The sequence below is a fragment of the Streptomyces sp. NPDC002690 genome, assembly GCF_053592415.1.
Genome location: NZ_JBSFVR010000336.1, coordinates 1 through 8,119 on the forward strand (window position 1 = coordinate 1; position 8,119 = coordinate 8,119).

The 8,119-nt window shown below is 72.2% G+C and carries 8 protein-coding genes; 2 read left to right on the plus strand and 6 right to left on the minus strand.

Features of this window, described 5'->3' with window-relative positions; all coding sequences use genetic code 11:
* Window positions 1-58 precede the first annotated feature (58 nt).
* The 4 genes from mshC to ACWD3D_RS29530 form a co-directional block, all read right to left on the minus strand.
* On the minus strand, window positions 59-1,288 hold the full coding sequence (mshC, locus tag ACWD3D_RS29515) for a cysteine--1-D-myo-inosityl 2-amino-2-deoxy-alpha-D-glucopyranoside ligase (RefSeq protein WP_451463820.1): 1,230 nt from the start codon (window positions 1,286-1,288) through the stop codon (window positions 59-61).
* A gap of 153 nt (window positions 1,289-1,441) precedes the next feature.
* On the minus strand, window positions 1,442-2,275 hold the full coding sequence (locus ACWD3D_RS29520) for an SCO1664 family protein (protein ID WP_451463821.1): 834 nt from the start codon (window positions 2,273-2,275) through the stop codon (window positions 1,442-1,444).
* A complete protein-coding gene (locus ACWD3D_RS29525; RefSeq protein WP_451463822.1) occupies window positions 2,239-2,829 on the minus strand; it encodes a DUF3090 domain-containing protein in 591 nt (196 codons plus the stop codon). The genes ACWD3D_RS29520 and ACWD3D_RS29525 overlap by 37 nt, the downstream gene beginning before the upstream one ends.
* A 120-nt stretch (window positions 2,830-2,949) precedes the next feature.
* Window positions 2,950-3,672, minus strand: a complete 723-nt coding sequence (locus tag ACWD3D_RS29530; RefSeq protein WP_451463823.1) for a histidine phosphatase family protein — start codon at window positions 3,670-3,672, stop codon at window positions 2,950-2,952.
* A gap of 75 nt (window positions 3,673-3,747) precedes the next feature.
* Between ACWD3D_RS29530 and ACWD3D_RS29535 the strand changes: the two genes are divergently transcribed.
* Window positions 3,748-4,743, plus strand: a complete 996-nt coding sequence (locus ACWD3D_RS29535; protein ID WP_451463824.1) for a magnesium and cobalt transport protein CorA — start codon at window positions 3,748-3,750, stop codon at window positions 4,741-4,743.
* A gap of 56 nt (window positions 4,744-4,799) precedes the next feature.
* Here the strand turns inward: ACWD3D_RS29535 and ACWD3D_RS29540 are convergent, their stop codons facing one another.
* Window positions 4,800-5,588, minus strand: coding sequence for a ferritin-like domain-containing protein (locus tag ACWD3D_RS29540; protein WP_451463825.1), 789 nt, complete (start codon window positions 5,586-5,588; stop codon window positions 4,800-4,802).
* Window positions 5,589-5,692: 104 nt separating this feature from the next.
* Window positions 5,693-6,745 (minus strand): LLM class F420-dependent oxidoreductase, encoded by a 1,053-nt coding sequence (locus tag ACWD3D_RS29545; RefSeq protein ID WP_387372037.1) that lies wholly within the window; start codon window positions 6,743-6,745, stop codon window positions 5,693-5,695.
* Window positions 6,746-6,886: 141 nt separating this feature from the next.
* On the opposite strand from ACWD3D_RS29545, the gene ACWD3D_RS29550 reads away from it, so the two are divergent.
* Window positions 6,887-7,870, plus strand: a complete 984-nt coding sequence (locus ACWD3D_RS29550; protein WP_451463826.1) for an aldo/keto reductase — start codon at window positions 6,887-6,889, stop codon at window positions 7,868-7,870.
* Window positions 7,871-8,119 lie beyond the last annotated feature (249 nt).

Sequence of the window (8,119 nt, forward strand, 5' to 3'; positions counted from 1 at the left end):
CCCGGTCCTCTCTTCCAGGAGAGGACCGGGGCCGATTCGTGTACGCGGATGCGACGGGTTACAGGGCAACGCCCAGGAGGGCGTCGACGGTACGCGAGACGAGGCCGGGTGCGCCCTCGTCCGTGCCGCCGTCGGACTGCTGGCGCTCGGCCCAGCGGTCCACGGCCGCAAGTGCGGTCGCGGCGTCCAGGTCGTCGGCGAGGGCTTCGCGGACCTCCTCGACCAGGGCGTCGGCGGACGGGCCGTCCGGGCGGGAGACCGCGGCGCGCCACCGTCCGAGCCGGGCGACGGCGTCGGCGAGGACCTGGTCGGTCCACTCCCAGTCGCTCCGGTAGTGGTGCGAGAGCAGGGCGAGGCGGATCGCCGCCGGGTCCACGCCCTCACGGCGGAGGGTGGAGACGAAGACGAGGTTGCCCCGGGACTTCGACATCTTCTCGCCGTCCAGGCCGACCATGCCGGCGTGGACGTACGCCCGGGCGAAGGGGTGTTCGCCGGTCAGGGCCTGCGCGTGCGAGGCCCCCATCTCGTGGTGCGGGAACGCGAGGTCGGAGCCGCCGCCCTGCACGTCGAAGCCCATGCCGAGGTGGTCCAGGGCGATGGCGACGCACTCGATGTGCCAGCCGGGCCGTCCGGCTCCGAGGCTGCCGCCGTCCCAGCTCGGCTCGCCCTCACGGGCGGCCATCCACAGCATCGGGTCGAGGGGGTTCTTCTTGCCGACACGCTCGGGGTCGCCACCGCGCTCGGCGGAGAGCAGCCGCATGGCCTCCGCGTCGAGACCGGAGACCTCGCCGAAGTGCGGGTCGGCCTCGACGGAGAAGTAGACGTCGCCTTCCAGCTCGTACGCCGCACCGGCGTCACGCAGGCGCTCGACGAGGGGCACGATGCCCGGTATGGCTTCGACCGCACCGATGTAGTGCTTCGGCGGGAGCATCCGCAGCGCGGTCATGTCCTCACGGAACAGGGCGGTCTCGCGCTCCGCGAGTGCGGTCCAGTCCTCTCCGTCGCGCACGGCCCGCTCCAGCAGCGGGTCGTCCACGTCGGTCACGTTCTGGACGTAGTGAACCTGCCGCTTGGTGTCGAGCCACACGCGCTGTACGAGATCGAACGCGTTGTAGGTCGCCGCATGACCCATGTGGGTCGCGTCGTACGGCGTGATGCCGCAGACGTAGATGCGGGCGACGGGACCGGGGTCAAGGGTGATCCGTCCGCCGGTCGCGGTGTCGTGGATCCGAAGGTCGCGGCCCTTGCCAGGCAGGGCGGGGACCTCAGAAGCGGGCCAGGCATGCATGTCATGAGCGTAACCGGACGGAGGTTCCGGATACGAACCGGATGGCGAATCGTGTCCGAAGACGCATTCTTGACGGAACCGCCCGGCCCCGCTAGGGCGTGTTCGGGAGAGGCCCGGCCGGGTCGGTCGGGTCACTCTGCTGACAGGCGCCCGTCAGACCGGCGGCCACGGGATGGCGGGCCATTGCCCGCTCGGCACCGGGTGCAGCCCCGACGTCCGGAGCGCGGCCACCCGTTCCCGCACGGCGTCCAGCTCGGCCGGGGTGATGAGCCCGCCCAGCCGTTCGGCGAGCCGTGACTGTGGCGCCAGCTCCTCGGCCAGGCGGTCCAGCACCTCCACCGCCTCGGAGGTCAGCGGCTCGCCGGCCCAGCCCCAGAGCAGGGTGCGCAGCTTGTCGTCGTGGTGGAAGGTGACGCCGTGGTCGATGCCGTACAGCAGTCCCCCGGGTGCGGGGAGCAGGTGGCCGCCCTTGCGGTCGCTGTTGTTGATCACCGCGTCGAGCACCGCGAGCCGCCGGAGCCGGGCGTCGTCCGCGTGCACCAGCAGGGCGGTCTTCCCCTCGCCCACGTCGGCGAGGCCGACGGCCTTCCAGCCGTCCTCCGGCTCCTCCCCCTCGACGAGGGCGAGCATGGGGCCCGCGTCGGGCTCGGCGTCGATCCACAGCTGGCACATGCCCTCGCCGTACGGGCCCTCGCGCAGCACGGTGGGCGGGACGAGCCCCCAGCCGGTGGTCTCCGAGACCTCCCAGGCGGCCACCTCGCGCTGGGCGAGGGTGCCGTCGGGGAAGTCCCACAGCGGCTGCTCCCCGGCGACGGGCTTGTAGACGCAGGGAAGCTCCGCGCCGTCGAGCGCGACGGTGCAGCGCAGGACCGCGTTGGAGGCCCCGGGCACCCGGCCGAGGACGGTGAGCCGCCCCTCGGTGAGCAGGGTGACCACTTCGGCTGCGGTCGTCATGCCCCCCGCCGGTATCCGTTCTGACGCGGGCACACGTGTCCTTCCGGGTCGAGCGGCAGGCTGCACAGCGGGCACGGCGGGCGACCTGCGGAGACGACGTCGAGGGCGCGCTTGGCGAAGGCCCGGGCCTGGGCGCCGCTGAGGCGTACCCGGAGCATCGGCGGGCCGTTCTCCTCGTCCTGGAGAAGCCTTTCCTCGGCCGCCGCCAGGTCGTCCTCGGCGTCGACGTCGATCTCGACGAGGGCCTGTGCCTCGACGATCATGCACTGCTCGTCTCCGTCCCAGGCCAGTGCCATCGTGCCGACCCGGAACTCCTCCTCCACGGGGGTGTCGAGCGGCGCGGTGTCGGCGACGGTCATGGGCGCGACCGCGGGAACCGGCGAGTTGCCGCCGGTGCGGCGGACCACCTCGTCGAGCAGCTCGTCGATCCGCTCCGCGAGCGCGGCGACCTGGGTCTTCTCCAGGGCCACGCTGGTGACCCGGCCACCGGCGGACGCCTGGAGGAAGAACGTACGGCGTCCAGGCAGCCCGACCGTGCCGGCCACGAATCGTTCCGGCGGGTCGTAGAGGAACACCTGACGGGACACGTCAGTTCTCCCTTGGGGATCGACGGCGGACGGGGGCTGACCCCCGCCGCTCGGGGACGGGTGCCGGGAAAACCCTCGAACGGGCTCCCTACGGCCCGTCCACCCTATCGCCAGGAGCGATCACGGCGCCCCAGCGCCGCCCCCCACCTGGGCGTGCGATCCGTGGTCCGCTTCGTCGGCGGGGGTGGCGTCGGCACCCAGTCCCTGCTCGCGGGGGGCGAGACCCGCCAGGTCCCCGGTGTCGCCGAGGCGCAGCAGGAAGGGACGCAGCCGGGTGTAGCGGACGGCGGTGACCGAGCAGGGGTCGACGTGGATGCGCTGGAACAGGTCGAGATGCATGCCCAGCGCGTCGGCGACGACGGCCTTGATGATGTCGCCGTGCGAGCACATGGCGTAGACGGCGTCCTCGCCGTGCTCGGCCTCGATGCGGGCGTTCCAGGCCCGGACGGCGTCGACCGCGCGGTTCTGCATCGCGCGCATCGACTCGCCGCCCGGGAAGGCGGCGGCGGAGGGGTGCTGCTGTACGACCGACATCAGCGGCTCGTCGGACAGTTCGGCGAGCTTGCGCCCGGACCAGTCCCCGTAGTCGCACTCGGAGAGGCCGTCCTCGACGTGCAGGGGGAGGCCGGGACGCGCGTCCAGCAGCGGCTGGAGGGTTTCCCGGCAGCGCTGGAGGGGGCTGCTGACGGCGGCCACGAGCGGAATTCCGGCGAGGCGGCCGGGCAGCCCGGCGGCCTGTGCGGCGCCGCGCTCGTCCAGCGCGACACCGGCGGTACGGCCCGCGAGCACTCCGGAGGTGTTGGCGGTGGAGCGTCCGTGGCGTACGAGGATCAGGGTGGGCATACCGGCCAGCCTAACGACCTCCGGCGGGGCCCCGGAGGTGGGGCGAAGGTGTGCTTTCGGCCAGGGCAGGGAAGAATGCGCGCCGTGATTGTCGACTGTGCCATCTACCGGGACGGGCGCCGGACGGACGGCCCCGACGACTTCTCCGACGCGCTGGACGAGGCGCGGGCCTCGGGGGACGCCTTCCTCTGGATCGGGCTGCACGAGCCCACCGAGGAGGAGTTCTCCCTGGTGACCAAGGAGTTCGGGCTGCACCCCCTCGCCGTGGAGGACGCGCTCAAGGCGCACCAGCGGCCCAAGCTCGAGATCTACGACGACTCGTTGCTCATGGTGCTCAAGCCGATCGCGTACGAGCCGGCCGGCGACACGGTCAGCGCGGACGAGCTGATGGTCTTCGTGGGCGACTCGTTCGTGGTGACGGTCCGCCACGGCGAGAGCGCCCCGCTGGCGGACGTACGGCGCCGGCTGGAGGCGCAGCCCGGAGTGCTGAGGCAGGGGCCGACCGCCGTGCTGTACGCCGTCAGCGACTCGGTCGTCGACCACTACATAGACGTGGCGGGCGAGCTGCAGATCGACCTGGAGGAGCTGGAGACCCAGGTGTTCGCGCCGAGCGGCAACGCCGAGTCCCAGCACACCGCGAGCCGCATCTACACCTTCAAGCGCCAGGTGATGGAGTTCCGCCGGGCCGCGGGACCACTGACCGTTCCGATGAACCGTCTTTCGGGCAGCGGCGTGCCGTTCGTGCACGCGGAGTCGCAGCCCTTCTTCCGGGACGTGGGCGACCACCTCACCCGCGCCAACGAGCAGGTGGAGGGGCTGGACCGGCTGCTGTCCGACATCCTCTCGGCGCACCTGGCACAGATGGGGGTCCGGCAGAACGACGACATGCGCAAGATCTCGGCCTGGGCGGCGATGGCCGCCGTGCCGACGATGGTCGCGGGCATCTACGGCATGAACTTCGACCACATGCCGGAACTCCACTGGGTGTGGTCCTATCCGGCGGTGATCGTGCTGATGGCCGGGGTGGTCTTCGGCCTGTACCGGCAGTTCAAGCGGCGCGGCTGGCTCTGACCGCACCGGGTACGGCCGGGTACGGCCCCGTCCTGGTCTCCTGCGTCACCTACGTCTCAGGCGAATTCGGCGCCCGCCACGGCCGGTGAGCCGAGGGCGTCGCGGCGCTCCGGCTCCGCCAGGCTGACCATCCGGCGCCAGCCGGCCAGCCGCTCGTACGCGTACATCACGTGGATGCCCGCCGCGAGCGCCGCCGCCTTCGGCCGGGGCCAGCCGAGGATGCGGCCCATGTGGGCCATGACGGCGAGGCTGACGTCGCGGTAGACCCTGATCTCGGCGAGGGCGCACTCGCGCAGGATGCGCTGGATCGCGCGGCCGTGGCCGACGCGGGCGAGGCGGAGGAGTTCCTCGTGGCAGTAGGCGAGGTGGTTGTCCTCGTCGTGCGAGATCATCCGCACGGCGCGGCCGATGACGGGGTCGTCGGCGAAGTACCTGAGCAGCAGGCGCATCTGCTCGGAAGCGCGCTGCTCGGTGACCCGGCTGTGGGCCAGATAGGTGACGATGTCGCGCTCCGCGAGCGGCTCCTCGCCCCTGAGCCGTGCGTGGGCGAGGCCGATGCCGTGGCGCTCCAGCAGCATCGTGTAGTCGGTGTCGGCCGGGACGTCGGCGGCGGGCAGCCCGCGCTTCTTCAGGAGCGCGTTGAAGATCCGGCCGTGCTTGTCCTCGTCGGCGCCGTGCCGGACGATCTTCGGGGCGAGGGCGCGCTGGCCCTCGGGCACGAGCGCGGCGATGCGGGCGTTCTCCCAGCCGCCCTGCGACTCACCGCTGGCGGCGATGGAGCAGAAGAGCCGGAACGACTCGTCGTCGTCGAGGATCTCCTGGAAGAGACTCTTTGCCGAGAGCATGACTGCCACCTCCGTACCCGTCTCCGGACAGCCTTCAAAAATTCAAAGGCTCCGCGGCGCTCCGGGCAACCGGAGCGGGCCGGGGCCCGCTCCGGCCAGTGGCGCTATTCGGCGGCGCCGGAGCGCTCCAGCGCCTCCGTACCGGCGCGCAGGGCGGCGATCCGCTCCTCCAGCGTGAAGCCGGCGGGGGCGAGGGTGAGGGTGGTGACGCCGGCCTCGGCGTAGGCGCGCATCCCGTCGGCGATCCGGTCGACCGGGCCGAGCAGGGTGGTCTGGTCGATCAGCCGGTGCGGGACCGCGGCGGCGGCGCCGTTCTTGTCCCCGGCGAGGTACTTGTCCTGGATCTCGGCGGCTTCCTTCTCGTACCCCATGCGCTGGGCGAGCTGGTTGTAGAAGTTCTGCTTCCGGCTGCCCATCCCGCCGACGTAGAGCGCGGTGTACGGGCGGAACATGTCCGCCAGGCCGTTCACGTCGTCGCCGACCGCCAGCGGGACGGTCGGGCAGACGTCGAAGCCCTCCAGGGGCAGCCCGGCCTTCTCGCGGCCCGCCCGCAGGTGCCGCAGCGCGGTCTCCTCGAGGTGCTCGGCGGACGGGAAGATCAGCAGGGCGCCGTCCGCGATCTCGCCGGTCTGCTCCAGGTTCTTCGGGCCGATGGCGGCGATGTAGAGCGGGATGTGCTCGCGCTGCGGGTGGACGGTCAGCTTGATCGGCTTGCCGGGGCCGCCCGGCAGCGGGAGCGTCCAGTGCTGTCCCTCGTACGTGAGGCGCTCGCGGGCCATCGCCTTGCGGACGATGTCGACGTACTCGCGGGTGCGGGCCAGCGGCTTGTCGAACTTGACGCCGTACCAGCCTTCGGAGACCTGCGGCCCCGAGACGCCGAGGCCCAGGCGGAAACGGCCGCCGGAGAGGGAGTCGAGGGTGGCCGCGGTCATGGCGGTCATCGCGGGCTGACGGGCCGGGATCTGCATGATCGCGGAGCCCACGTCGATGGACTCGGTCTGCGCCGCGACCCAGGTGAGCACGGTCGGCGCGTCGGAACCGTACGCCTCCGCCGCCCAGCAGACGTCGTAGCCGAGGCGGTCCGCCTCCTGCGCGACGGCGAGGTTGTCGGCGTCCATGCCCGCGCCCCAGTAACCGAGATTGATGCCGAGCCGCATATCCGCTCCCCTTACTGATCAGTAACGTCTCTGTCCGCCGGACTCTAGCGCGGTGCGCCGCCGTCCGGCAGGGGCGGGGCCGCGCCATGGTTGTCCACAGGCTTCCCCGCTCCGGGGGCCCGGACAGTAATCTCTGCGCCCATGGAGCAGAGGCATCTCGGCCGTACCGGCCTTCGTGTGTCCCGGATCGGGCTCGGCACCCTCACCTGGGGCCGGGACACGGACGAGCACGACGCCGCCGACCAGTTGAAGGCCTTCTGGGACGCGGGCGGCACTCTGGTCGACACCGCGGACGCCTACGGGGGCGGGGAGGCGGAGTACCTCCTCGGGCGGCTCCTGGGTGGGCTGGTGCCGCGGGAGGACCTCGTGGTGGCCACGAAGGCGGGCAGCGTGCGCGATCCGTACCGCAGGTTCAACGGCTCGCGCGGACATCTGCTCGCCGCGCTGGACGCGTCCCTGGAGCGGCTCGGCACGGACTACGTCGATCTGTGGCAGGTGCACGCCTTCGATCCGGTGACCCCGCTGGAGGAGACACTCCAAGCCCTGGACCTGGCGGTTTCCTCCGGCCGCGTGCGGTACGCGGGAGTGTCCAACTTCTGCGGCTGGCAGCTGGCCAAGGCCGCGACCTGGCAGCTCGCGGCGCCGGGCGCGCGTACCCGGCTGGCGAGCACACAGATGGAGTACTCGCTGCTCCAGCGCGGCGTGGAGCGCGAGGTGCTGCCCGCCGCCCTCGACCTCGGGGTGGGGCTGCTGCCCTCGTCCCCGCTGGGGCGCGGTGTCCTGACCGGCAAGTACCGCACGGGCACCCCGTCCGGCTCGCGCGGGGCCTCGGAACAGCTCGCGCCCTTCGTGGAGCCGTACCTCGACGACGCGGCGAGCCGCGTCGTGGAGGCGGTCGCCACGGCGGCCGACGGGCTGGCCACCACCCCGCTGCAGGTCGCGCTCGCCTGGGTACGCGACCGGCCCGGGGTGGCCGCCCCGGTGATCGGCGCGCGCAACGCGCAGCAGCTCACCGAGGCTTTGTCAGTGGAGACGCTTACGCTTCCTGACGAGATCTGCCAGGCGCTCGACGACGTGTCGGCGCCCGTGCACCGCTATCCGGACCAGGACTGGAGCACGCTGTGACTGCGCTTCCCCGGGGGGAAACCCCGGGCCACTCGGCCGAGGACCCCGACGGCTCCGAGGACCGCTCCCCGGAGCCGTCGGACCTGCCCGAGGACCGTTCGGAGGACGGACCGGAGGACCGCTCGGAGGACGGGCCGGGGGGCGGACCGGGCCTGCCGACGCCGCACTCGCCCTCTTCCTGTTCGTGGTGACCGTCACCGGGGGCGTCGCCACCAGTACGCATCCGGACGACGGCAGTCAGTGGGTCTG

Excerpts from the sequence above, each read along its gene's own strand:
- mshC (WP_451463820.1), bottom strand. The coding sequence starts at position 1,288 with ATGCATGCCTGGCCCGCTTCTGAGGTCCCCGCCCTGCCTGGCAAGGGC.
- ACWD3D_RS29530 (WP_451463823.1), bottom strand. The coding sequence starts at position 3,672 with ATGCCCACCCTGATCCTCGTACGCCACGGACGCTCCACCGCCAACACC.
- ACWD3D_RS29535 (WP_451463824.1), top strand. The coding sequence starts at position 3,748 with ATGCGCGCCGTGATTGTCGACTGTGCCATCTACCGGGACGGGCGCCGG.
- ACWD3D_RS29540 (WP_451463825.1), bottom strand. The coding sequence starts at position 5,588 with ATGCTCTCGGCAAAGAGTCTCTTCCAGGAGATCCTCGACGACGACGAG.
- ACWD3D_RS29545 (WP_387372037.1), bottom strand. The coding sequence starts at position 6,745 with ATGCGGCTCGGCATCAATCTCGGTTACTGGGGCGCGGGCATGGACGCC.
- ACWD3D_RS29550 (WP_451463826.1), top strand. The coding sequence starts at position 6,887 with ATGGAGCAGAGGCATCTCGGCCGTACCGGCCTTCGTGTGTCCCGGATC.